This window comes from Arthrobacter sp. CP30 (assembly GCF_053470025.1).
Genome location: NZ_JBQEMM010000004.1, coordinates 37,257 through 59,127, shown reverse-complemented (window position 1 = coordinate 59,127; position 21,871 = coordinate 37,257). Strand labels below are relative to the sequence as shown.

The window sequence follows — 21,871 nt, the reverse complement described above, 5'->3', positions numbered from 1 at the left end:
CGGCACGCACCGACACCTCGGGCGCCCACACCGCAGCATCACCGTCATGCCGCTCAGGGCACGGGACGACGACGGCGCGGGCCCGCCGCCGTCGTCGTCCCGTGTCATGGCCGTCGGACCGTTACTTCTTCGAGGCGGCGAGGAGGTCCGCCGTGCCGCGGGCGTCGGCCTCGTCCACGTCGAGCAGGGAGATGCCGCGGGTCTCCTTCAGCAGGAGCACGGCGACGATCGTCACGCAGCAGGCCAGGAGCAGGTAGATGGCCACCGGTGTCGAGGAGCCGTAGTCCCGCAGCAGGGTCGCGGCGATGATCGGAGCGAGTGAGCCGGCGACGATCGAGGTGACCTGGTACCCGAGCGACACCCCGGAGTAGCGCATGCGCGTGGGGAACATCTCGGCCATGATGGCCGGCTGTCCCGCGTACATGAGGGCGTGGAAGAAAAGCCCGATCGTCACGGCCGCGAGGATGATCAGGTCATTGCCGGTATCCATCATCGGGAAGGCGAAGAAGCCCCAGGTCGCACCGAGGACGGCGCCGGCGAGGTACACCGGCTTCCGGCCGAAGCGGTCGGAGTACCGGCCGACGATCGGCACGGCGCAGAAGTGCAGGAAGTGCGCGACGAGCAGCAGCAGCAGGATCCGCGTACGGTCCTCCCCGACCACTGTGCTGAGGTAGGTGATGCTGAAGGTGACCACCAGGTAGTAGAGGATGTTCTCGGCGAAGCGCAGGCCCATGGCGGTGAAGACGCCGCGCGGGTAGCGCTTGAACACCTCGACGACGCCGTAGCCCTTGGCCTCGTCGACGACCTCCTTGCGGGCCTCGAGAAAGATCGGGGCGTCATTGACCTTGGTGCGGATGTAGTAGCCGATGATCACGATCACGGCGGAGAGCCAGAAGGCCACGCGCCAGCCCCAGCCGAGGAAGGACGCCTCGTCGAGGACGGCCGACAGACCGAAGAGCACGCCGGTGGCGAGCAGGTTGCCCATGGGCACGGCGGACTGCGGCCAGCTCGACCAGAAACCGCGGCTCTTGCTCGGGCTGTGCTCGGCGACCAGCAGCACGGCACCGCCCCACTCGCCGCCCACCGCGAAGCCCTGGATGAAGCGCAGCACCACGAGGAGTCCGGGAGCCCAGTAGCCCACCTGGTCGAAGGTGGGCAGGCAGCCCATGAGGAAGGTGGAGACGCCCACGAGGATGATGCTGACCTGGAGCAGCTGCTTGCGGCCGTACTTGTCGCCGAAGTGCCCGAAGACGATCCCGCCGATGGGCCGGGCGACGAAGCCGACGGCGTAGGTCAGGAACCCGGCGATGATCGCGTCGAGCTCGGAATCGGCGCTCGGGAAGAAGACGGTGGCGAAGACCAGCGTGGCCGCCGCGGCGTAGAGGAAGAACTCGTACCACTCGACCACGGTGCCGGCCATCGAGGCGACCACGACCTTCTTGAGACCCGACTGCTCGACGTCGGGCTCCTGCCGCTGCGGTGGTGTGTGCTGCGCTGAACTCATGCGGGCTGCTCCTTCGGTGTCTTCGTTGACACGGCCGGCCGTGACCGGCCTCCGCTGGCCGATGCGCACTGTGACGGAGCACACATCGGGGCGTTATGAGTATTGCGCTGCCCAGAGTGCTGATCAACGCCGATTAGTGCAGACCACTTCTGCATTTACGCACAGGAGGGGCCCATCACCGCTGTCGGACCCACTCCCGGTGCACCGGCGTCGACCACGACAACCGGTGGGCCACGCGTGCCGGCGCGGCCTCTCCCGTGTGAGTGTCGGAGCTCCTGGGTACGGTACGCGTATGGCTACCCCTGACACCCCCGGTCCCGATGCAACCCACCAGCGCCCCGAGGGCGTCTCCGACCTCACCGTCGAGGCCCTCGGAAAGCTCTCCGAAGCCCTGGAGGTCGTGGAGCACGCCCGCGGCTACCTCTACGGCTTCCACCGCCTCACCGGCAAGGCCGACCTCAACCTGTCCGATGCCGAGGACCTGTTCCGGAAGGCGGGCCACACCGAGATCGCGGACAAGCTGGCCACCGAGATCATCGGCCGCAACGTGATCGAGGGCCGGTGGACGTTCCAGATCATGGAGGACTACGACGACCACTACTACTCCGAGTTCAAGTCCTTCGAGAAGGAAGCCCGCGACTCCCTGGTCCAGGGCAAGCGGCACCTGTTCGAGGCGGAGATGAAGGAGGACCGCCGCACCAAGGGCAAGGAACACCACGAGGCGCTCCCCCCGGAGGCCTGAGCCGCTCCTGCCGTCGTCACCTCGCAAGACTGGTGTGTACATCTGTACGCATGATGCGTACGATCGTACCCATCGGCATCGACGACGGCAGGTAACGCATGACCCGGCACGAATTCATCGAGGACGACGGACGCAGCATCCGCAGGCTCGCCCCGTGACGCCCCGTCCGGTCACGCGCACGGCCGCGGACCGCACGGGCAGCCGCGGGGCACCAGCCGCTCCTGCCGCAGGCGACCCGACGCGCGCCCGCCGCCACGACCCGCAGCGCCGCGAGCGGCTCATCGACGTGGCCCTCGGCGTCATCGCCGAGCACGGTGTCGCCGGCACCACGCACCGCCGCATCGCCGCTGCCGCAGATGTGCCGCTCGGCTCCATGACCTACCACTTCGACGGCATGGACGACCTCCTGCACGCGGCCTTCACCGTGCTCGCCGAGCGGACGGCGGACGTCTTCGATGCGACACTCTCCGCCGCCACCAGCAGGGCGGACGCCGCCGAGGCCGTCGTCGGGCTCATCACCGGCACCACCCTCACGTCGCCGGAGACCATGCTCGCCAGCCTCGAGCTGTATGCGCTGGCCGCCCGGCGTCCCGCGTTCCGCAGCATCACCGACGCCTGGATGGCGCGCAGCCGCGCCGCCCTGCACACCCACTTCGATCCGGAGACCGCACTCATGCTCGACGCACTCATCGAGGGCACCACGCTCCACCGCGCCCTCTCCCTCGACCCCATGGGCGTCGGGACGGTCCGCGCCGCGATCCTGAGGATCGTCCGGCCATGAGCGCCACCACCCCGACGCAGGAGACGGAGTACACACCCCGCCGCCTCGCCCGCGCGCGCTTCGCCGTCAGCGCCCTGTTCCTCGCCAACGGCGCCCTGTTCGCGAACATCCTGCCGCACTACCCGGCCATCAAGGACGGCCTGGACCTCAGCAACGCGGCGTTCGGCATCTCCGTGGCCGCGTTCCCGCTCGGTGCGATCACGGCGGGCCTGGCCTCGGGCGCCCTGGTCCGCCGCTTCCGGTCCTCCCGGGTCGCCACCGCGGGGACCTGGTTCATCGGGCTGTCGATCCTCCTCGCCGGGATCGCACCCTCCTGGGCGGTCCTCACCGTCACCCTGTTCCTGGCCGGGGCGATGGACGCGATCACCGACGTCGCCCAGAACTCGCACGGCCTCCGCGTGCAGAAGCTGTACCGGCGCTCCATCCTCAACTCCTTCCATGCCGTGTGGAGCATCGGCGCGGTGATCGGCGGGCTGATGGGCGCGGCGGCGGCGGGTCTCGCCGTTCCGCGCGGCCTGCACCTGACGGTGTCCTTCGTGCTCTTCAGCGCCCTGACCCTCGTGTGCTACCGCCACCTCCTGCCCGGCGCCGAGCCCGCGGACCCGAGGGATACGGCCGGCACCGCCGACGCGGCAGGTACCAGCACCGAGGGTGCCGGTGGTGCACGGGCACGGCGGCGATCCCTCGCGACCGCCGGCATCCTGGCCGCCCTCGTGGTCATCGGGATCGCCGGAGCCCTCGTCGAGGATGCCGGCAGCACCTGGGCCGCGGTCTACCTCAGCACCTCCCTCGATGCGACGCCGACCGTCGCCGGGCTCGGCTTCGTGGCGCTCGTCGGGCTGCAGTTCGTGGGACGGCTCTTCGGGGACCGCCTCGTGGACCGCTTCGGACAGCGTGCCGTGGCCCAGGCGGGCGGGGTGCTGACGGCGGCCGGCATGGGTATCGCGCTCCTCGTCCCGTCCGTGCCGCTCACCATCCTCGGCTTCGGCCTCGCCGGGCTCGGCGTCGCCACGCTGGTGCCCGCAGCCATGCACTCGGCGGACGAACTGCCGGGCCTGCGTACCGGGACGGGCCTGACCGTCATCAGCTGGCTCATGCGCCTCGGGTTCCTTCTCTCACCCCCGATCGTCGGGGCCATCGCGGACGTCTCCTCGCTCCGCGTGGGCCTAGTGGTGGTGCCGCTCGCCGGGATCCTCACCCTGCTCGCCTCCGGCGTGCTGCCGCGCAGGGTACACCCCCACCGCTGATGCCGTGCGGCGCAAGCTCTTCCGGGGAACGTCAGTACACTTCGAATATGTTGCGCATCCCCGCCGGGTCCCCGAGAATCCCACGTCCGTGACGCCGCCGAGCGGGGCCGCAGGCGCAGCGGTTCAGTCAGGACCTCCCCGCGAGACGGCCGGATCGCCCGCGGACACCTCGGACCCCTCGCTCCGGTTCCTCACGGACAGGGTCGAGGCCGTACGGGACTCCCTCCCCCGGACCCTCGAGCTCGCGCTCGACCTCGGCGCCGCGGTGCCCCTCCCCGGCTCGGGCCGCACCGCCGTGACCTGGCAGCTGCTGACCACCCTCGCCGCGGCGGACCTCACCGTCGCCCGCGTCGTCGAACCCCACCTCGATGCACTCGCCATCCTCGACCAGGCCGGACTGCCCGACGCGGCCGGTCCGGGCGGCCACGGAACCTGGGGCGTCTTCGCGGCCGAGCAGCCCGGCCTCGCCCTCACCGCCACCTCGGGGACGGGCGACGCCTGGACCCTGACCGGCACCAAGCCGTGGTGCTCCCTCGCCGGACACCTCGACCGCGCGGTCGTCACGGCACACCTGGACGACGGCGGCCGGCGGGCCTTCGCCGTGGACCTCCGCAGCGCCGGCGTCACGGCCGAGCCGGCGGGGACGTGGATCAGCCGTGGCCTGCCGACCGTCACGAGCGCGCCCGTCCGCTTCGACGGCGTCACGGCCGCACCGATCGGCGGGACCGACTGGTACCTCACGCGGGACGGCTTCGCCTGGGGCGGCATCGGCGTCGCGGCCTGCTGGTACGGCGGAGCCCTCGGCATCGCCCGCACCCTGCTCGACGCCGCCCGGCGCCGCACCCCCGACCAGATCGCGCTGATGCACCTCGGCCGGGCGGACGCCGCCCTGCACGAGACGCGCACCCTGCTCACCCGGGCGGCGGACGAGGTGGACGCCGGCCGCGCCACCGGACAGGACGGAGCGCTCCTCGCGGCCCGCGTCCGCGCGACCGCCTTCCGCTGCGCCGAGCTCGTGCTCGACGCGGCCGCCCACGGCCTCGGCCCCGCGCCGCTGGCCTTTGACGACCACCACGCCGGGCGCGTCGCGGACCTGCACCTCTACCTCCGCCAGCACCACGCCGAGCGTGACGACGCCGCCCTCGGCCGGCGCGTCCTCGAACGCGCGGCGGCGGGAGGTCCGGCATGGTGAGCTTCACGCACGACGGCGCAGGCACGCCGGAATCGCACTGGCGCACGTGGGAGCACGACCGCACCGCAGGCGACCTGCAGGTCGAAGCCCTGTTCGACGGCCGGCTCCCGGCCCGGTTCCTCCTGCTCGCAGCACACCCGGACGACGAAACCCTCGGCGCCGGCGGCCTCCTGGCGCGGCTCGCGCGCGACGGCGTCCGGTGCGACGTCGTCGTCCTCACCGACGGGGAGGGCTCGCACCCGGACTCCCCCACGCACACCCCGGCGCGGCTGGCCGAGGTGCGGCGCGAGGAGGTCCTGAACGCCGTCCAGGTGCTCGCACCCGCCGCCCGGGTGTCCTTCGAGGGATTGCCCGACGGCGGGGTGGCCGACGACGACGTCGCCGCCGTGCTGGGGCGCGAACTCGCCGACGGCGAGGACACCCGCACGCTCGTCGCCGCCCCATGGCGCAGTGACGGGCATCCCGACCACGACGCCGCGGGCCGGGCGGCGGCAGGGGTGTGCACCGAACGCGACATCCCCCTGCTCGAGTACCCGATCTGGCTCTGGCACTGGGGGTCCGTCGAGGAGCAGGAGGAGGAGCTCGACGGGATCCTCCTGCTGCCGCTCGGCGCGGAGGACCACACCCGGAAGGAGTCCGCGCTCGCCACGCACGTCTCCCAGACCCAGCCGCTCTCGGATGCGCCGGGCGACGAGGTCCTGCTGACGCCCGATGTGCTGGAGCACTTCAGCCGGAACGTCGAGGCGTTCTTCGTGACCGAGGGCCGCTCCACCTTCGAGCGGCTGCACCGCGACCACGCCGATCCCTGGGAGGTGGCCGAGCGGTTCTACGAGCAGCGCAAGCGCGCCCTGACCCTGGCCAGCCTGCCGCGGAGCCGCTTCTCCCGCACGCTGGAGATCGGTTGCTCCGTCGGGGCGCTGACCCGTGAGCTCGCGGCGATCTCGGACAACCTGCTGGCCCTCGACACGAGCGAGACCGCGGTCCGGCGCACCAACGAGGCGCTCGTCCTGGCGGACGCAGCCTCGGCCCGCCTCGCCACGGTGCCCCGCGACTGGCCGCGGGAGGACGGACCCTTCGACCTCGTGGTCCTGTCCGAGACCGGGTACTTCCTCTCGTCGGACCAGCTCGACGACGTCCTCCGGCTGATCCTCGGTTCCCTCGACGAGGACGGCGTCCTGGTCCTGTGCCACTGGCGCCACCCCATCGAGGGCTGGGAGCTGGACGGCGACGCGGTGCACGAGCGCGTCCGCCGGCAGTCCGGCCTGGCGACGCTGGCCCTCCACACCGAGGAGGACTTCCTCCTGGAGGTCCTCGTCCCCGCGCCGGCCGTTTCCGTGGCACGCCGCGAAGGCCTGCTGTGATCCCCGGCCACGTCGCCGTCGTCGTCCCCGCGCGCGACGAGGAGCAGTGGCTGCCCGCGTGCCTCGCCGCGATCGACACCGCGCGCGTGCATCTCCTGCGGACCGTCCCCCGCGTCCTGGTCTCGGTCACGGTGGTGCTCGATCGCTGTACCGACCGCTCCGAGGCCGCGGCCCGCAGCATGCCCGGTGTCTCCGTCATCGCCGGGAACTTCGGCTCGGTCGGTGCGGCACGCGCTGCCGGTGTGCGCTACGCCCTCGCCCGGTCCCGCAGCCAGCCTGCGCGCATGTGGGTGGCCAACACCGACGCGGACACGCTCGTCCCGCGCGACTGGCTGGTCGGCCACCACCGCCTCGGCTCCACGCACGACGTCGTCCTCGGCACGGTCCGCCCCACCCTGACCGCGGACAACGCGGACCGCCTGCAGCTCTGGTCGAAGGCGTACACACCCGACGACGGGCACCACCACGTCCACGGCGCCAACCTCGGTGTCCGCGGCAGCACCTACGAGGACATCGGCGGGTTCCGGGCGCTGGCCCAGGACGAGGACGTCGATCTCGTGCACCGTGCCCGGGAAGCCGGGGCGCGGTGGACCGCCTCAGGGGCGCTGCAGGTCACGACGTCGTCGCGCACCGTGGGACGCGTCCCCGCCGGCTTCTCGACCTACCTCGGAGCCCTCGGCGTGCGGGCGGTCTGACGTTTTTCCTGAATGTCCGGGGGATCTGTTAGACAGGACCTGTCATCAGCGGCCCGCCGTACGGAGCGGGTTGCGGGGCACTTCGGGGGGAAGAACACGGTCATGCGATTCGGGGAGATGCTGCGCCAGGCGCGCGGCGCCAAAGGGCTGACACAGGCCGAACTGGGGGCCGAGGTCTACTCCCCGAGCTTCATCTCCCTGCTGGAGCAGGGGCAACGCCAGCCGACGCCGGACATGGTGCGGCACTTCGCCGCACAGCTCGGCATGGACGTGCAGACGCTGGGCTGGTGGGTGGAATCTCCTGCCGCGGATGACCAGCCCGCGCTCGCGACCGCGATGTTCGCCGCGAACTACGCCCGGGACCTGCAGGACGATTCCCTCGCCGCCTCGGAGGCCGAGCACGCCGCCGTCATCGCCCACGAACAGCAGAACGCACCGGCCTGGTGGGACATGTCGATGCTCCAGGCGCAGTCCCTGATCTCCCGGCGTCGCCTCGAGGAGGCCGAGGCCGTACTCCGGCGCATGCACACCTCGTCCCTGCTGGCCCCGACACCCGAGATGTCCTCGATCGTCCTCGGACGTCTCTCGATCATCGCGCGGAGCCTCGGACGGCTCGACGAGGCCGTGGCGCTCGCGCAGGAGGCCGTGCAGATCGTCGAACACCTGGCGGACCATGACGCGTCCGTCCGCTTCCAGGCGACGTTCATCCTCATCGCCGCCCTGTCGGTGAAGGGCGACCTCGACGACGCGTGGGACGTCGCGACCGGCCTCGACCTGACACCCGATTCGGTGACGGTGCCGTCACTGCTCATCGCCCGGGGAGCCTGGGCCGTCGGCAACATCGCCTTCCGCCGGGGGGACATCGAGAAGGGCCGCGAATACCACGCACTCGCCGCACGGCTCCTCCTGCCGCAGGCCGATCTGGCCGCGTGGGCCCAGTTCCACCGATCGAGTGCCACCCTGCACCTGCAGGCAGGTCTCGCGGACGCGTCCGTCCGCCGTTCCCTGGACTTCGCCGAGCTCGGGTTCACGGTGATCGGCACGGAGGCGCAGCGTCTCGAACTCGCACTCGCGCTCGCCCGGTACGCTCTGCTGGTGGGCGACCTCGACACCGCCGGCCGCTTCCTGGGGACGGTGTCGGGGCAAAGGGAGCTTCTGGATTTCGAGACCCTGACAGATCTGGAGGAATGCCTCGGGATGTACTACGCAGCCCTGGGCTCCAGCAGGCAGGCGGTGCACCACTTCGGGGAGGCGGCCCGCCTGCACGGGGAAGCCGGTGCCGACGAGAAGGCCCGTGAGCTGACGGACCAGATACGAGCGCTCGACGCCTGAAGCGACGATTCGGTCGTTCGGCCGTACGGGCTGTCGCCTACATCGACGCGAGCAGGGCCTCGCAGGCCTGCTCGCAGCGACGGCAGGCCTCGGCGCAGATCCGGCAGTGCTCATGCATGTTCGCGTGCTGCGAGCACTCGTCACCGCAGGCCGTGCAGGCCGCACGGCAGGCTTCGAGGACGGCGCGGCTCAGGTTCGCGTCGTACCCCGTGTGGCGGGACAGGATGCGCCCCGTCGTCACGCAGATGTCGGCGCAGTCGAGGTTGGCCCTGATGCATGTCCGCAGCTCGGCCACCATGTCCTCCGCAAGGCAGGCGTCCGCACAGGCCGAGCACGTCTGGGCGCAGTCGAAGCACGCGTCCAGGCAGGCGACCAGCAGATCGCGGTCGAAGCCGTCGCGGTCCTGCGGGTAGGTGTCGAGCATCGCACCGGCGTTTGTCATGGCAGACTCCTTCGGATCGGTCTCGTGCCCGGCCGGACACGCATTCGACAGTACGCTTACTACTTTCCGTTCCGCCACCGGATCCTCGGATCGGGACCGACCGGTGATCGTCAGCCCACAGGGCGGAAGCGCCGGATGCTGTAGACGATGAAGGCCGCAGCAAGGAGCCCGGAGAGGATCAGGCTCGAGCCGACACTCCAGCCACCGGGCAACCACCACCGTTCATCGAGCGGCCACCAGGCGGGCACCGGTGGGTTGAGACCCCAGAGGACACCGAGCAGCACCAGCACCAGGGCGCCGAGGAAGCTGATGACGATGTTCCGGATGCTCGCCACGCCCTGCGCCGCTGCGGCGAAGGCCTTGCGTTTGACGGGTTGCAACCAGCGCCGCGCCCATTCGTACTGCTGGGCGAGCACCGCGAGGCCTGCCACGAGCGCAAGGAGGCCGGGCCCGGGAAGCACGAGCGCCGCGAGTCCGACGACCACCAGCAGCCATCCGACCACCAGGCCGAGGATGCGGCCGACGCCGTGGGGGCGCGTCCGTCCGGCGAACACGGACCCGCGCCCGCGCCGTTGTCGAGGAGATCGTGCCATCACGAAGTACTCAGCCAGCTGTGCATTCCTCTATCGTTGAGGGGACACCAGATCGCGGCAAGGACTCCGACACCGCTTGGCACCGGGTTGCTCCCCCCTCGAGGAAGTGGTTCGGCATCAGGGTTCGTGACCGGCACGATCACTCACAGACTTCCCGCCCGCAGGGCGGGCCGCTACAGAAGGAGAACATCATGATCGGATTCCTCGTCGCAGGCCTCATCATCGGGGCACTCGCCCGCCTCATCAAGCCGGGCAAGCAGAACCTCGGGCTGCTCGCGACCCTCCTGCTCGGCCTCGTCGGCTCCATCATCGGCGGGCTCATCGCGCAGTTCTTCAACACGGGCGGCATCTTCGAACTCAACGTCCTGGGCTTCGTCCTCGCCGTGATCGCCGCCGTGCTGCTCATCGGCGTCGCCGAGTCCCTCGCCGGTCGCCGCCGCGTCACGCGCTAGGGCCCATCGCGGCACGAAAGGGGCGGCTCCGGCCGCCCCTTCTTCGTGTCACCGGTCCGCCGCCGACGCCGCATTCCGCGCCGTGCAACGCCGTCCGGCGGATGCCGGCACGCCTCGGCCCTCCCGCTCGTTCACCCAGTACACGTGCCCCGAGAACTGTCACAGTGCAGGTGTAGCGTTGACACCAGATGGGGCACAGAAACGTTCGGAAGGCTCAATCATGAACAAGAACTGGCGCTGGCTCCCCGCCGGCATCGTCCCAGTCGTCATCGTCGCTGCCGCCGTAAGTGGGTCCGCAGTGGCCGAAGCCCAACCGCAACTCCCCGCGAAGACCGCGCAGGAGTTGCTCGAATTCGTCGCGACGAGCAGTGACGACGCCTACTCCGGCACGGTGGAACAGTCCTCGGACCTCGGCCTCCCGGACATCGGCATGGCTACTCCCCCGGGCGGGACCTCCAGCTCGGACCCGACCTCCATGGCCCTCGAACTGCTGACCGGCGACCACACCGCGCAGGTGTATGTCGACGGTCCGGACAAGGCACGTGTGCAGGTCCTCGATCAGCTCGCGCAGCGGGACGTCGTCGTGAACACCACCGACGCCTGGTACTACGACTCGGAGTCCAACGAGGCCACGCACGCCGTGCTGCCGGACCAGGACGCCGCGAAGGCCGAGCTCGAAGCGAAGCTGCAGCAGAAAGCTGCTGAATACCCGGAGCTCCAGAACGTCCCCCGCACACCCGCCGAACTGGCCCAGACCTTCCTCGCGAGGATCGACCCCAGCACCGAGGTGGCCGTGGACGGCACCAGCCGCGTCGCGGGACGCAGCGCGTACCAGCTCCTGCTCACCCCTGAGGACCCTGCAACACTGATCGGCTCCATCGCCGTCAGCGTCGACGCCGAGACAGGTGTGCCGCTGAGCGTCACCGTCCAGGCCAAGGGCCAGGAGGATCCGGCCTTCACGGCGGGCTTCAGCGCCGTCGACTTCAGCACCCCTGATGCCGGCATCTTCGACTTCACGCCTCCTGCCGGAGCCACCGTCACGGAAGCACCTACCGCGGACGAGGCCCGGGCGAAGCTGGAGGCAGAGGGAGCACCGGCCGAGACGCCGGAGCAGCCGACCGTCATCGGCGAGGACTGGAGCACCATCGTGGAGCTGCCCGCCGGCAGTGCGGGTCAGCTCGGCCTGGACCTCGGCGACGGGGAAGCCGCGGGAATGGGCGAGATCATGGAGATCAAGCCCGGCATGGACCCCGAGGAAGTCGCCGGAGCCCAGGCGCTCCTGCAGCAGGCACTCACCGAGGTGGACGGCGGCAAGGCCCTGCAGACCTCGCTCGTTTCGGTGCTCGTCACCGATGACGGCCGAATCCTCGCAGGCGCGGTCGGGGTCGACCAGCTCGTCGCCGCCGCCCAGCAGTGACCGGAGCACCACCGAGGTTCTCGAGCGGGCCCGCACGGACAGTGCGGGCCCGCTCGTGAGCGGGGACACCCTCGCGATCGAGACGCTCGGTCTGACCAAGGTCTTCGGCAGGCAGAAGGCCGTCAATGGCGTCGATCTCGCCGTTCCCCGTGGCTCGGTCTTCGGCTTCCTCGGCCCAAACGGTTCAGGCAAGACGACCACCATCCGCATGCTCCTCGGACTGGCTGCCGCATCGAGCGGGGAGATCCGCCTGCTCGACGGCGTCATGCCGAAGGATGCGCGGGCGGTCCTGCCGCGGGTCGGCGCCCTGGTCGAAGGCCCGGCCATCTACCCGTTCCTCTCGGGGCGCGCCAACCTGCAGCGCTTCGACGCCGCGGACCGCCACACCTCGCCCGCCACCCGGAACGCCCGCGTCGACGCCGCCCTCGAACGGGTGGGCCTCAGCCATGCCGCGAAGAAGCGGGCGCAAGCCTACTCCCTCGGCATGAAGCAGAGGCTGGGCATCGCGAACGCGCTGCTCGCCCCGCGGAACCTGCTCATCCTCGACGAGCCGACCAACGGACTCGATCCGCAGGGCACCCGGGAGGTCCGCAGCCTCATCCGGTCCCTGTCCGATGACGGCACCACCATCTTCGTCTCGAGCCACCTGCTGGCCGAGGTCGAGCAGATGTGCGACCGCATCGCGGTCATGAGCGCCGGTCAGCTGGTCGCCCAGGGCACCCTCGACGAGCTCAGGTCCGCAGGCACGGCTCGCGTCCGCGTGGCCACGCCGGACTTCGCGGACGCGCACCGCGTCCTCAGCGGACTCGGGCTGACGCCCGAACCGCACGGACGCGACGATGTCATCACGGCCGAACTCTCGGTACCCGGGCTCCTGCCCGAGACCGTCAACGCCGCACTCGTGCGTGCCGACGTGCGGGTCCGCGGCTTCGAAGCCAGCGGTGCCTCGCTCGAGGACCGTTTCGTCGCACTCACCGGAGAGGGGTTCGACGTTGCCGGCTGAATCCGCAGTCACCCGCCCACCCCGCGCCGGAGGATCGCTCGGGCTCACGCTCGTCCTGTCCGAGGTCACCGTGCTGTTCCGGAGGCTCCGCACGTGGGCGATGATCGGGGCGCTCGCTCTGATCCCCATCCTGATCGCCGTCGTCGTCCGCGTGTCCTCCAACGGTTCGGCCAGCGGACGGGGACCCGCCTTCCTCAACAGCATCACGGAGAACGGCCTGTTCGTGTCGCTGACCGCACTCACCGTCGCCATACCACTCTTCCTCCCGCTGACCATCGGGGTCGTGGCAGGCGACACCATCGCGGGTGAGGCGAACCTCGGCACCCTGCGGTACCTGCTGGTCGCTCCTGCCGGGCGCATCCGGCTGCTGCTCGTGAAATACGCCGGCGCGGCCCTGTTCTGCTTCGTCGCCACGCTCACGGTCGTGATCACGGGCGCCATCATCGGCGCACTGCTGTTCCCCGTGGGGCCGGTGACGCTGCTGTCCGGCGACACCGTGGGCGTCGGCGGGTACTTCGGGCGGCTCCTGCTGCTCGCCCTCTACGTCACGGTGTCCCTCATGGGTCTCAGCGCCATCGGCCTGTTCATCTCGACGCTCACCACCATCCCGGTCGGAGCCATGGCGGCGACCGCCGCGCTCGCGGCCGTCGCGCAGATCCTCGGGGCGCTGCCCCAGCTGGAGTGGCTGCACCCCTGGCTGTTCACGAACTACTGGCTGGGCTTCGCGGACTTCCTGCGACAGCCCATCGTCTGGTCCTCCTTCATCGACAACGCCGTGCTGCAGGCCGGATACATCGCCGTCTTCGGCACGCTGGCCTACGGGCGGTTCAGCACCAAGGACATCCTGAGCTGACGGGGGTGCGGAAACCCTGAGGCAATCCTGCCGTCCCACGGCAGCTCGTGACGGATCCGCCCTGAGGACTCCCCGATAGATTCAAGGTGACCCGGGCGGGGCTTAGACCGCCCGGGTCACCTTGGGGCTGGACGGGTCCCGTCGGGAACCGATCGAACGGGCAGGAACAGGCGATGAGCAGTGCCGAGCCGATGGAGGAGCACCCGGGGCTGATGACCGGGAAGACGGTCGGCCTCCTCATGCGGCGGGAGCCGGGACAGTCGGTCATGGAGGAAGTGCTGGCCCTCCAGTCCGGGCAGCCGGCCCGTGGACGCCTGCAGCGCCTCTTCGGAGCCAGCCCGCTCGGAGCCTCCGCCTGGCCCTGGTACCAGGGCGCGCTCGGGGAGCGCGCCGTCGGGCGGCGCCTGGCAGCCCTCGGCCCGGACTGGCGGGTGCTCCACGCCGTGCCGGTCGGCGAGAAGGGTTCCGACGTCGACCACGTGGTGATCGGCCCCACCGGTGTCTACACGCTCAACACGAAGCATCACGCGGGCCAGACCATCTGGACGGCGAAGGGCACGTTCATGGTGAACGGTGTGCGGCAGCCGCACGTCCGCAACGCCGAGCACGAAGCCACCAGGGCCGCGAAGCTCCTGGCCGCAGCGGTGTGCCATCAGGTCACCGTGGACGCGGCGATCGTCGTCGTCGGAGCCCGCAGGCTGACGGTCAAGGAGAAGCACAGCAGCGTCACCGTCCTGACCTCCGACCAGCTCCTCCGCTGGCTCACCCGTCGCCCCGTGGTCCTGACCGCCGACCACGTCGCCATCCTCGCAGCGGCAGCGGCCCAGCCGTCCACCTGGCGCCGCACGCCACCGGAGCTGCACTCGCCCGCCGACGTCGTCGCCCGGTTCTCTGCCCTCCAGCACCTGGTGCACCAGGCACGACGGAGGCGCATCGGCTGGCTCCTGGCCATGCCGGCCGCCGCCCTCGCCACCGTGGCCGGCGTCCTGCCGCCGTTCTGACCGGTCCGCCCCTCCCCTCCCGCCGAAAAGACACCCGTGCTCCATTTCCCCTCGACGAACACTGCCGCCCATACGGCCGCTCCGGCAGACGTTCACCGCCTGCATCAGCTTCTCGGCGACCACGTCTGGGCGTTCAGCAACTGTCGGGTCGACGCGCCGGGATTCCCGGTCGCCGAGGTGGACTGGCTCTTCTACAACGCGACCAGGGGCACGTTCATCCTCAGCGAGTGGAAACGGTACCCGGCGGCGGTCTCCCGGGTGCGGGACGTGGGCGAGCCGTGGGTCCTCGTGACCGGTGCCGGCGTGCCGAACCCGGTCGAACAGGTGGCGCGGCAACTCGACGCGGTCCGCAGGGTCCTCCGGCAGGTCGTCGCGAAGGACCACTTCCCGTCCGCTGACCTCGTCTCCATCAACCCCTTCCAGAGCGTCTACTCGCCGCAGGTCGGGCCGGCGACGCAGGAGGAGCGCCTGCGGTTCGGGGCGGTGCACGGATCGCTCGAGGAACTGGCCCGGACCATCGAGAGCCGCTCCTCGCCCGTACCGCTGGTGGTCGCGGCCGACGCGGGGAGGACCGCGCTCGCGGAGACACTGGCCGCACTGTTCCGCTGCGCCGTCTCGACCGTGATCCGCCGTAAGCTCGCGACCGGTACCGGTACGCCGGGCCCGCCGTCGAGGGTCGCTGCCATCCACCGCGAACTGGCGGCGCTGCATCTGGAACTCGCGGCGCTCGCCGAGCAGGAGCTCACTTCGGCAGCAGCACCCGCCCCGGAGGCAGCCGCGGTTCCGGTGCGACCGGCAGCAGCGGTTACCGCTGCGAAGGCGCCGGCGGGTGCCCCGGCCGTTGTGGCCACGCCACCAGCAGCACCTCCCGCCGCCGGAACGCCCAGGAGGAACACCTCGGTCAGCGGCCACCTGCGACGCCACGTCGTGCAGCACGTCCCACCGTCGGCCGGTCCCGAGCATGTCCGTGCGGCCTTCCTCGCTGCCCTGCAGGACGGGCAGCTACGCGCGAGCGGAGTGCACGTGGGGCAATTCGGTGCGCTTGTGGGGCAGCGCCTCGACCGGGACAGGAAGCTCGCGAGCCTTGCCCTCGGCGGCCTCGTGACGTGGTGCCTCGCGCAGGCGGCGGCGGCAGGTATAGCTGCCGTGAAGGACCCGGCTGCTCCATCGATCGTCAGATTGAGCAGGTAGAGGTCTTTATCATGATCGGCCCCGTGAGCCCTCGTATCTGTATTAAAAAGTCGTCCGCCTATCCGATCCCCAAAGATGAAACGGTCTCAACCTTGAAGCACTCACAATCATCCGAAATCAGGATTTTCGACACGTCGTTCGACTACAAGTCAGACCGACCCGCCAAAACCAGACCCGATGCGGACAGAGACAGTCCGAGACTCCGGTTGGACCACGAGTTGCTCTGGACAAAACCTCTGCGCTCCGGCCTTATTTTTTCCCCAACCGCGCAGAGAAGACGTCGGGACGGCTACCTGATCTTCACCGACACGTCTGGAGGAAGGTCCTGGTATGGCAGTGATGCAATCACCAATTCCTACACCACGTGGTCCAGGCCGAAATCGCTGGCCAGCGCACTCGCCTCGCTGGAGGAGGACCAGCGGTCTCGCTACCTCAACCCGCAGTACACCATCGGCAGTGCAATGATCTGGCCCGTCCGATCGAAAGACCGTCCCACCATGAACACGGCGCGAGGTCTAAGACTGCGGATCGCTGATCGTATTGACCTCACCCTCGAGTGCATCCGCCGTCACTACCTCGGAGTACCAGAAAGCCCTCTCGCCAGCGTCATCGACGCCTACGCGGACTTCTTCGCACTCTTCGACGGGTTCACCGAATTCGTGAACTTCTTTCACCTGCGGGATCTCGTCGCGCATGACTACACCGAGGTCCAGTTCTTCCTGCCGTTCGATAATTTCAGATACGCCGGAACACCCGCGACGACCGAGGAGTATGTCACCTACCGTGAGGCTTCGCTTGAATTCATCGCTGGGCGGCAGCATCGAATGGCTAGGTGGGTCTCAGAAAATCACCCCGACATAGAGGTTCGTCAGTAGCGCCTGAGTTGTCGGGACGGAGTGCCTACAGGGCCGGCGCCCGCTTCGCCCAGCCCGTCGCCTGCTCGAACGCGTACGCGACCTGCAGGAGTCCGACGTCGCTCCCGTGCGGCATCGCGAGCTGCAGCCCAACGGGCAGGCCGCCCTCACTGAACCCTGCCGGGACCGAGACCGCCGGTAGCCCGGTCGCCGAGACGAGGCACGCCGAGCGCATCCAGTCGAGGTATGTCGCGAAGTCGACGCCGTTGACCGACGTCGGGTACCGCGACGCCGCGTCGAAGGGCAGCACCTGCGCGGAAGGGCTTGCGAAGACGTCGTACCTCCCGAAGTAGCGGCGCACGCTGGTGTCGAGCCGGGTCCGGGCGAGGGCTGCGTCCACCAGGTCCTGCGCCGTCAGCTTCCGCCCCTGCTCGATGTTCCACCGGATCTCCGGCTTGATCGCGTCACCGTGCTTCGCGGCCAGTTCACCGAGTCCGAGCACGAAGTCGAAGGCGCGCGTCGTCCCGAACACCTGGTCGGCGTCGCGCAGGTCCGGGGCCGCCTCCTCGACTATCGCGCCGAGGTCCGTGAAGACCTGCAGCTGCCCCTCGAGCACCCGGAGCACCTCGCGGTCCACCGGCACGCCGAGACCGAAATCCGGTGACCACCCGATCCGCAGGCCCGTGAGATCCCGCTGCAGCGGATCGGCGAAAGAGCTGGTGACGGGGTAGCCGAACGGGCTCGCCGGATCGGACCCGGCGATCGCGGTCATCCCCAGGGCGATGTCCTCGACATCGCGCGCCATCAGCCCGTGCCGCGAGAGCCACGCCCAGGCGTTGCGCGTGGGCAGGGACGGCACCACGCCGATGGACGGCCGGTAGCCGACGACGTTGCAGAATGACGCCGGGATGCGGAGCGACCCGCCCATGTCGCTGCCGTCGCCCAGCGGCTGGATGCGTGCCGCGATCGACGCCGCCACGCCCCCGCTGCTGCCCCCGGCGCTGCGACGCGTGTCGTAGGGATTTACGGTCGTCCCGAAGACCTCGTTGAAGGTGTGCGATCCGGCGGCGAACTCCGGCACGTTGGTCTTGCCGGTGGTGACGACTCCGGCTTTTTTGAGGCGCCCGATGATGAGGTCGTCGAACGTCGGCACGAAGTCCTTGAAGATCGCCGACCCCTGCGTGGTCCGCAGTCCCCGCGTGTTGTGGGTGTCCTTGTGCGTCATCGGCAGGCCGTGGAGCGGCGGAAGATCAGCGCCCGACGTCGTCAGCCGGTCCGCCGCGGCCGCGAGCGCCGCCGCACCCTCCCGGTCCTCCGCGATGACCGCATTGATCGAGCCGTTGACGGCGTCGATCCGCGCGACGTGCGCGTCGAGCGCCTCCCGCGCAGACACCTCGCGACGGCGGATTGCACCGGTCAGCTCGACGGCGGACAGCTCGTGCAGCGCAGCGCTCACGCCGTCGTCCCCACCGTCGACAGCAGCGCGGTCATCGCCGCGCGGACGCCGGTGGTCAGGGTCGGCTCGATCACCGGTGCGAAGAACGGCGAGTGGTTGCCGGGCGGGGTGCCGGCGTCGAGCGTGTCCTGCGCGTGCCCGCCGAAGAACCAGTAGACGCTGGGGACGCCGATGGCCTCCGCGAGGAGGCCGAAGTCCTCGCTGCCCATGACGGGCGGCGCCTCGATGACGGCGTCCTCGCCCAGCACCTCGCCGAGCACGGCCATCAGGTCCGTGGTGGACGCGGGGTCGTTGTAGCACTGGGGGAAGCTGGTGATCTCCTCGATGATCGGCTCGGGCGCCCCGGATGCCGCGGCCTCGGCGCTGATGATCCGGCGGAGCGAGGCCAGCACGCGGTCCCGCACCTCGGGATCGAACGTCCGCACATTGAGGGTGAGCTCCGCCGAGGCGGGGATGATGTTCTCCTTGAGTCCGCCATGGAACGTGCCGATCGTGACGACGGCCGACTTCATGGGGTGCACCTCCCGCGAGACGATCGTCTGGATGCGGACCACCATGTGGGCGCCGAGCACGATCGGGTCGATCGACTGCTCGGGCTGCGAACCGTGGGCCTGCCTTCCGTGCACCGTGACCCGCCAGGAGTCGGCCATCGCCATCGCCGTGCCCTTGCTGATATTGACGGTTCCGGCCAGTCCGGGCCAGACGTGCTGCCCGTAGATGATGGACGGCTTCGGCGCCTTGTCCCACAGCCCGTCCTCGACCATCGCCTCGGCGCCCTCACCGATCTCCTCACCGGGCTGGAAGATGAACACCACCGTGCCGGCCCACGCTTCGCGGTGCTCGGTCAGCAGCTGTGCCGCTGTCAGGCCGACGGTGATGTGCGTGTCGTGGCCGCAGCCGTGCATCACCGGGACGGCCGTCCCGTCGGCCAGGGTGCCCGTCGTCGTGCTCGCGTAGTCGAGGCCCGTGTCCTCCTGCATGGGCAAGCCATCCGTGTCGGCTCGGTAGCCGACCACCGGTCCGTCGCCGTTGCGCAGGATCCCGACGACGCCGGTTCCTCCGCACATGAACGTCTCCAGTCCGAGGTGCGTGAGCTTCTCGAGGATGAAGGCCGCGGTGTGCGTCTCCTGCATGGAGAGCTCGGGGTGCGCGTGCAGGTGCCGGTACAGCTCGTGCATCGCGGTGGTGTGCGCATCGGAGAGGTCGAAGACGGCGGTGTCGATGGTCATGGTGTCCTTTCGGAAGACGTGGCCCGTGCACGAGTACATCAGGTGGTGGTTCCCCGACGCGAGAGCTGGCCCCGGAACTCCGACCTCGACACTGCGTCCACGGTGACGCGTGGCCTTCCCCGATAGGTCATGATGGCTTCGGCTCCTTCTCTGGCGTCGTGCAGGAGGAGATCGTATGTCCATCACGTCCAGTCGGGCTCGCAGCTCCGTACTCGCCCTTGCCCTCGGTGTCGCATTGTCGCTGACGGCCTGCGACGCGCCGGCAGGGACGGGGGACGAACCGCCGGAGGCGGGGGCGACGACGGCTACGGCCACTGCTACGGAGGCAGCACCGTCGACTGAGCCGGCGCTGGAGACGGCGATGCCCGAAGCCTCGGCGCAACCCACCGCTGCCCGCGCCGAGCCGAGGCCGGCGTCGTCGGCCGCGCCCGCCGCGAATCTGCCGATTCCAGCAATGCCGGCGGAAGCGGACGAGGAGTCACGCGAGGGGCTCGAGGCCTTCACCTCGCACTGGCTGAGTCTGCTGTCGTACTCCTACGAGGCGAACGACCTCGAGCCACTCCGAGCCGTCAGCGACCCCGCGTGCACCTTCTGCGCGGATGCCGAAACCGCCATGGCACAGATCTATCAGCTCGGGTGGGCTCTCGGAGGAGCCACCACCCTGGCAGACTTCTCCACCGACTTCGTCCCGGATGCCGCCGGGACCTACACCGCGGAGATCACCACCACGCAGGGCGAGATCTTCTACTTCTCCGGCGAGGGGTGGCTCGGTTCGAGCGAGGCCAGCCCGAACTCCCCGCACACCGTGACGGCGCGCTATGTCGATGGCGCCTGGCAGCTGGTCGACTACACGGCACCACCCGTGACCGAGTCACCGGAGGGCTAGGCACCGCGGCGGACGGAGTTCGCGCTGGTCGGCCCGGATCAGAGGGGCGCGATCCTCCCCACCGTGTCCGTGGCCAGCTCGTACGCCCGGCCGACGGCGAGGACGGTCTGCTCGGCGAAGGGCCTGCCCATGATCTGCACGCCCAGCGGCAGGCCCGCGGCGGAGAACCCGCAGGGCACCTGGAGCGACGGCAACCCGAGGAGGTTCGCCGGGATGGACAGCCGGCCGAACTCGACGTTCGCGTCCTCGCTGGTGCCGTCCGGCCGGAAGCGTTCCGTGTCCTGCGCGGGGAGCGCCGGGGTGAGGACGGTCGGAGCGACGACGACGTCCACCGTCCGCATCATGTCCTTCCACGCGTCCTTCATCGACTGCCGGAAGCGGAGGGCGTCGATGTAGTCGGTCGCGAGGATGGTCTCGCCCACCTCCAGCAGGCTGCGGACCTCCTCGGTGAACAGTTCCGGCGTCTCGCGCAGCGCCCGCCGGTGATAGGCGCTGGCCTCGGGCATCATGATCCCGGTGATCACCGCACCGAGGTGCTCGGCCTTCGGGACCACGACGGGCACGACGACGGCGCCGAGGCCCTCCAGCACCCGCACGGCTGCTGCGACGGCCGCGTCCGTCTCGCCGTCGAGGTCCTCCGTGAAGAAGTTGGTCGGGATCCCGATCCGGAGACCGTCCACGCCGTCCTCCAGCCGCTCGGTGAAGTCGGGAACGGGCGTCCGCGCGGAGCCGGGGTCGCGCGGGTCGTGGCCGGCGATCGCGTTCAGCACGAGGGCCGCGTCGGTGACGTTGCGGGTCAGCGGCCCCACGGTGTCCAGGGACCAGGCCAGGGAGGCGACGCCGACGCGGGAGACCCGGCCGAAGGTCGGCTTGAGGCCCACCGTCCCGCAGAACGACGCCGGGATCCGGATGGACCCGCCGGTATCGGAGCCCAGGGCCGCGAGCACTCCCCCGTAACCGACCGCGGCGGCGGATCCACCGCTGGACCCACCCGCCATGCGCTCGAGGTTCCAGGGGTTGCGGGTGGTGGGCGTGACTCCCCCGTACGCGAATTCGTGGGTGTGAGTCTTCCCCACCATGACCATCCCCGCGCGCCCGACGGCCTCCACGACGGCCGCGTCGGCGTCGGGCACGAACTGCGCGCGGACCTTCGAGCTGGCGGTGGTGGCGGTCCCCGCGGTGTTCATCAGGTCCTTGATGCCCACGGGGATCCCGTGCAGCGGTCCGCGGTAGGTCCCCCGGGCGATCTCGGCGGTGGCGCGGTCCGCCTGTGCGAGCGCGATCTCCGCGGTGACGGCGGCGAAGGCATGGACGCGCCCCTCCACGGCCTCGATGCGGGCGAGCGCGGACTCGGTCAGTTCCCGCGGCGAGAGCTCGCCGGAGGAGATGCTGGCGGAGGCCTCGGTGAGGGTCAGTTCATAGGGCTGCATCGGCGCCTCAGTCCCACGCCGCGTCGAAGGAGAGGGCCGGTGCTGTCTCGCCGAGGTCGACGGCGGAGAGGGTGCGGAGCCGGGCATGGATCGGTGCGGCGGCCGCCGCCAGATCCGCGACGCGCTCCTCGGGGAGGTCGAGGCGGGCCTGCAGGGCGATGGCCCGCACGAAGGCCTGGTCAGGGGTGGATTCGCTCATACCTCGACCGT

At 70.2% G+C, this 21,871-nt stretch carries 22 protein-coding genes; 15 read left to right on the top strand and 7 right to left on the bottom strand.

Features of this window, described 5'->3' with window-relative positions:
• Positions 1 to 121 precede the first annotated feature (121 nt).
• Complete coding sequence (locus ACTIMO_RS07125; RefSeq protein ID WP_448181961.1) at positions 122 to 1,504, bottom strand: MFS transporter; 1,383 nt, start codon at positions 1,502 to 1,504, stop codon at positions 122 to 124.
• A 292-nt stretch (positions 1,505 to 1,796) separates the two neighbouring features.
• On the opposite strand from ACTIMO_RS07125, the gene ACTIMO_RS07120 reads away from it, so the two are divergent.
• The 7 genes from ACTIMO_RS07120 (at position 1,797) to ACTIMO_RS07090 (ending at position 8,854) form a co-directional block, all read left to right on the top strand.
• On the top strand, positions 1,797 to 2,246 hold the full coding sequence (locus tag ACTIMO_RS07120; RefSeq protein WP_055769861.1) for a hypothetical protein: 450 nt from the start codon (positions 1,797 to 1,799) through the stop codon (positions 2,244 to 2,246).
• Positions 2,247 to 2,400: 154 nt separating this feature from the next.
• Positions 2,401 to 3,027, top strand: coding sequence for a TetR/AcrR family transcriptional regulator (locus ACTIMO_RS07115; RefSeq protein WP_448181960.1), 627 nt, complete (start codon positions 2,401 to 2,403; stop codon positions 3,025 to 3,027).
• Positions 3,024 to 4,274, top strand: a complete 1,251-nt coding sequence (locus tag ACTIMO_RS07110) for an MFS transporter (RefSeq protein ID WP_448181959.1) — start codon at positions 3,024 to 3,026, stop codon at positions 4,272 to 4,274. Before ACTIMO_RS07115 ends, ACTIMO_RS07110 begins: the two co-directional genes overlap by 4 nt.
• Before the next feature lie 88 nt (positions 4,275 to 4,362).
• Positions 4,363 to 5,466, top strand: coding sequence for an acyl-CoA dehydrogenase (locus tag ACTIMO_RS07105; RefSeq protein ID WP_448181958.1), 1,104 nt, complete (start codon positions 4,363 to 4,365; stop codon positions 5,464 to 5,466).
• Positions 5,460 to 6,827, top strand: a complete 1,368-nt coding sequence (locus ACTIMO_RS07100) for a bifunctional PIG-L family deacetylase/class I SAM-dependent methyltransferase (protein WP_055769858.1) — start codon at positions 5,460 to 5,462, stop codon at positions 6,825 to 6,827. The genes ACTIMO_RS07105 and ACTIMO_RS07100 overlap by 7 nt, the downstream gene beginning before the upstream one ends.
• Positions 6,824 to 7,522, top strand: a complete 699-nt coding sequence (locus tag ACTIMO_RS07095) for a glycosyltransferase (protein WP_448181957.1) — start codon at positions 6,824 to 6,826, stop codon at positions 7,520 to 7,522. Before ACTIMO_RS07100 ends, ACTIMO_RS07095 begins: the two co-directional genes overlap by 4 nt.
• Before the next feature lie 102 nt (positions 7,523 to 7,624).
• Positions 7,625 to 8,854: a helix-turn-helix domain-containing protein gene (locus ACTIMO_RS07090; RefSeq protein WP_448181956.1), complete on the top strand. Its 1,230-nt coding sequence runs from the start codon at positions 7,625 to 7,627 to the stop codon at positions 8,852 to 8,854.
• Between the two features lie 37 nt (positions 8,855 to 8,891).
• On the opposite strand, the gene ACTIMO_RS07085 is transcribed toward ACTIMO_RS07090, so the two are convergent.
• Positions 8,892 to 9,296: a four-helix bundle copper-binding protein gene (locus ACTIMO_RS07085; protein ID WP_448181955.1), complete on the bottom strand. Its 405-nt coding sequence runs from the start codon at positions 9,294 to 9,296 to the stop codon at positions 8,892 to 8,894.
• 110 nt (positions 9,297 to 9,406) lie between these two features.
• Positions 9,407 to 9,889: a PGPGW domain-containing protein gene (locus ACTIMO_RS07080; protein WP_448181954.1), complete on the bottom strand. Its 483-nt coding sequence runs from the start codon at positions 9,887 to 9,889 to the stop codon at positions 9,407 to 9,409.
• Positions 9,890 to 10,080: 191 nt separating this feature from the next.
• Between ACTIMO_RS07080 and ACTIMO_RS07075 the strand changes: the two genes are divergently transcribed.
• The 7 genes from ACTIMO_RS07075 to ACTIMO_RS07045 all read left to right on the top strand — a co-directional run bounded on the left by ACTIMO_RS07075 (position 10,081) and on the right by ACTIMO_RS07045 (position 16,681).
• Positions 10,081 to 10,341, top strand: coding sequence for a GlsB/YeaQ/YmgE family stress response membrane protein (locus tag ACTIMO_RS07075; protein ID WP_055769848.1), 261 nt, complete (start codon positions 10,081 to 10,083; stop codon positions 10,339 to 10,341).
• A gap of 220 nt (positions 10,342 to 10,561) precedes the next feature.
• Positions 10,562 to 11,758, top strand: a complete 1,197-nt coding sequence (locus ACTIMO_RS07070) for a LolA family protein (RefSeq protein ID WP_448181953.1) — start codon at positions 10,562 to 10,564, stop codon at positions 11,756 to 11,758.
• Positions 11,694 to 12,761: an ABC transporter ATP-binding protein gene (locus tag ACTIMO_RS07065; protein ID WP_448181952.1), complete on the top strand. Its 1,068-nt coding sequence runs from the start codon at positions 11,694 to 11,696 to the stop codon at positions 12,759 to 12,761. The genes ACTIMO_RS07070 and ACTIMO_RS07065 overlap by 65 nt, the downstream gene beginning before the upstream one ends.
• A complete protein-coding gene (locus tag ACTIMO_RS07060) occupies positions 12,751 to 13,614 on the top strand; it encodes an ABC transporter permease (protein ID WP_448181951.1) in 864 nt (287 codons plus the stop codon). The genes ACTIMO_RS07065 and ACTIMO_RS07060 overlap by 11 nt, the downstream gene beginning before the upstream one ends.
• Before the next feature lie 173 nt (positions 13,615 to 13,787).
• Positions 13,788 to 14,615, top strand: a complete 828-nt coding sequence (locus ACTIMO_RS07055; RefSeq protein ID WP_448181950.1) for a nuclease-related domain-containing protein — start codon at positions 13,788 to 13,790, stop codon at positions 14,613 to 14,615.
• A gap of 36 nt (positions 14,616 to 14,651) precedes the next feature.
• Complete coding sequence (locus tag ACTIMO_RS07050; protein WP_448181949.1) at positions 14,652 to 15,806, top strand: hypothetical protein; 1,155 nt, start codon at positions 14,652 to 14,654, stop codon at positions 15,804 to 15,806.
• A gap of 23 nt (positions 15,807 to 15,829) precedes the next feature.
• Positions 15,830 to 16,681: a DUF6994 family protein gene (locus ACTIMO_RS07045; RefSeq protein WP_448181948.1), complete on the top strand. Its 852-nt coding sequence runs from the start codon at positions 15,830 to 15,832 to the stop codon at positions 16,679 to 16,681.
• Positions 16,682 to 16,706: 25 nt separating this feature from the next.
• On the opposite strand, the gene ACTIMO_RS07040 is transcribed toward ACTIMO_RS07045, so the two are convergent.
• Both ACTIMO_RS07040 and ACTIMO_RS07035 read right to left on the bottom strand, forming a co-directional pair.
• Positions 16,707 to 18,116, bottom strand: a complete 1,410-nt coding sequence (locus ACTIMO_RS07040; RefSeq protein WP_448181947.1) for an amidase — start codon at positions 18,114 to 18,116, stop codon at positions 16,707 to 16,709.
• Entirely contained in the window at positions 18,113 to 19,345 is a 1,233-nt protein-coding gene (locus ACTIMO_RS07035) for an amidohydrolase (RefSeq protein ID WP_448181946.1), read from the bottom strand. The genes ACTIMO_RS07040 and ACTIMO_RS07035 overlap by 4 nt, the downstream gene beginning before the upstream one ends.
• A gap of 175 nt (positions 19,346 to 19,520) precedes the next feature.
• Here ACTIMO_RS07035 and ACTIMO_RS07030 point away from each other — a divergent pair, with 175 nt between their 5' ends.
• Complete coding sequence (locus ACTIMO_RS07030) at positions 19,521 to 20,231, top strand: DUF6318 family protein (RefSeq protein WP_448181945.1); 711 nt, start codon at positions 19,521 to 19,523, stop codon at positions 20,229 to 20,231.
• 38 nt (positions 20,232 to 20,269) lie between these two features.
• Here ACTIMO_RS07030 and ACTIMO_RS07025 read toward each other — a convergent pair whose 3' ends face one another.
• Complete coding sequence (locus tag ACTIMO_RS07025; protein WP_448181944.1) at positions 20,270 to 21,661, bottom strand: amidase; 1,392 nt, start codon at positions 21,659 to 21,661, stop codon at positions 20,270 to 20,272.
• 7 nt (positions 21,662 to 21,668) lie between these two features.
• The gene (locus ACTIMO_RS07020; protein ID WP_152815345.1) at positions 21,669 to 21,860 is read right to left on the bottom strand and encodes a hypothetical protein; all 192 of its coding nucleotides are present in this window, start codon (positions 21,858 to 21,860) and stop codon (positions 21,669 to 21,671) included.
• Positions 21,861 to 21,871 lie beyond the last annotated feature (11 nt).

What these genes read in the sequence shown, in the direction of transcription:
- ACTIMO_RS07090 (WP_448181956.1), top strand. Translation starts at nt 7,625, where the DNA reads ATGCGATTCGGGGAGATGCTGCGCCAGGCGCGCGGCGCCAAAGGGCTG.
- ACTIMO_RS07085 (WP_448181955.1), bottom strand. Translation starts at nt 9,296, where the DNA reads ATGACAAACGCCGGTGCGATGCTCGACACCTACCCGCAGGACCGCGAC.
- ACTIMO_RS07120 (WP_055769861.1), top strand. Translation starts at nt 1,797, where the DNA reads ATGGCTACCCCTGACACCCCCGGTCCCGATGCAACCCACCAGCGCCCC.
- ACTIMO_RS07070 (WP_448181953.1), top strand. Translation starts at nt 10,562, where the DNA reads ATGAACAAGAACTGGCGCTGGCTCCCCGCCGGCATCGTCCCAGTCGTC.
- ACTIMO_RS07075 (WP_055769848.1), top strand. Translation starts at nt 10,081, where the DNA reads ATGATCGGATTCCTCGTCGCAGGCCTCATCATCGGGGCACTCGCCCGC.
- ACTIMO_RS07110 (WP_448181959.1), top strand. Translation starts at nt 3,024, where the DNA reads ATGAGCGCCACCACCCCGACGCAGGAGACGGAGTACACACCCCGCCGC.
- ACTIMO_RS07030 (WP_448181945.1), top strand. Translation starts at nt 19,521, where the DNA reads ATGTCCATCACGTCCAGTCGGGCTCGCAGCTCCGTACTCGCCCTTGCC.
- ACTIMO_RS07035 (WP_448181946.1), bottom strand. Translation starts at nt 19,345, where the DNA reads ATGACCATCGACACCGCCGTCTTCGACCTCTCCGATGCGCACACCACC.
- ACTIMO_RS07100 (WP_055769858.1), top strand. Translation starts at nt 5,460, where the DNA reads ATGGTGAGCTTCACGCACGACGGCGCAGGCACGCCGGAATCGCACTGG.
- ACTIMO_RS07020 (WP_152815345.1), bottom strand. Translation starts at nt 21,860, where the DNA reads ATGAGCGAATCCACCCCTGACCAGGCCTTCGTGCGGGCCATCGCCCTG.
- ACTIMO_RS07025 (WP_448181944.1), bottom strand. Translation starts at nt 21,661, where the DNA reads ATGCAGCCCTATGAACTGACCCTCACCGAGGCCTCCGCCAGCATCTCC.
- ACTIMO_RS07055 (WP_448181950.1), top strand. Translation starts at nt 13,788, where the DNA reads ATGAGCAGTGCCGAGCCGATGGAGGAGCACCCGGGGCTGATGACCGGG.
- ACTIMO_RS07080 (WP_448181954.1), bottom strand. Translation starts at nt 9,889, where the DNA reads ATGGCACGATCTCCTCGACAACGGCGCGGGCGCGGGTCCGTGTTCGCC.
- ACTIMO_RS07125 (WP_448181961.1), bottom strand. Translation starts at nt 1,504, where the DNA reads ATGAGTTCAGCGCAGCACACACCACCGCAGCGGCAGGAGCCCGACGTC.
- ACTIMO_RS07065 (WP_448181952.1), top strand. Translation starts at nt 11,694, where the DNA reads ATGACGGCCGAATCCTCGCAGGCGCGGTCGGGGTCGACCAGCTCGTCG.